The organism is Sulfurimonas sp. (genome assembly GCF_027056685.1).
GTDB lineage: Bacteria > Campylobacterota > Campylobacteria > Campylobacterales > Sulfurimonadaceae > Sulfurimonas.
Genome location: NZ_JALUKE010000120.1, coordinates 2,574 through 3,519 on the forward strand (window position 1 = coordinate 2,574; position 946 = coordinate 3,519).

Consider the following 946-nt stretch of genomic DNA (forward strand, 5'->3'; position numbering starts at 1 on the left):
TCGTTATAACCATATTTTTTCAGTCTCTCTTGAACTTCTTCTTGTGTAAGTCCGGTCATATTTTCATTCATAATTAACCTCAAAATGTATTTTTATTATTATATCACGATGCATGTTTAATCATCTCACTCTTTTTGCGACATTTTGGAAAGAGTCGATTGCAGCTCTTGCATCTCTTTTCCAAAGTCTACCCAATTACCTTGCTGCAAGAATTGCAGCGCCTTATTGTAGTGTTTGAGGGCCTCTTTACTTCCTCGCATAGCAGGTACTTTTAGCGATTCATTTTTAACTGTTGCAATATGAAAGATAGCTTGAAGTGCTTCATCTAACGTTCTTCGCATTGCAATTTTATCTTTAAAGACCACAATCACTCTTTTAAGCTCGGGAATCTGCCCCTGCTCAGACTGCAGATAGACAGGTTCTACATAAAGAAAAGAGTTTTTAATAGGAATGACAAGCTGATTCCCTTTTATGACGCGTGAGCCTTCTTGCCCCCAAAGGGTAAGTTCGGCTGAGATCTCCGGTTTTTGGTTGATTCTCGCTTCTATTTGCATAGGTCCGTAAATGAGCTTCTCTTTAGGGAGGGTATAGACTATCAAGTCTCCATAATGAGGCATATCACATCGTGCACACATCCACGCTACCATATTGTCCTTTTTAGAAGGATTCAGCGGCAGCATCAAAATATACTCTTCACTTTTCATTTTTGGTAAACGCATAATGATGTAATACGGCACCATCTTTTGCTGTCCACCTTGATAAATGACATTTGGTATTTGCCAATAATCTTCTTGATTATAAAAGACTTTTGGATCCGTCATATGGTAGGCATTGTAAATTTTCACCTGAATATTGAACAAGTCTGTAGGGTAACGAATGTGTGCCTGTAAAAACTTCGGCATTTTTGCAAACGGCTTAAAAAGTTTTGGATATATCTTCTCATAGG

2 protein-coding genes are annotated in these 946 nt (G+C 38.1%); both read right to left on the minus strand.

Annotation, left to right across the window (positions count from 1 at the left end; all coding sequences use genetic code 11):
- The coding region (locus MVY38_RS05385) for a cation-transporting P-type ATPase (RefSeq protein ID WP_366939766.1) at positions 1-71 on the minus strand (71 nt) is incomplete at its 3' end.
- A gap of 54 nt (positions 72-125) precedes the next feature.
- Positions 126-946: UPF0182 family protein (locus tag MVY38_RS05390; protein WP_297484130.1), on the minus strand; the 821-nt coding region annotated here is incomplete at its 5' end.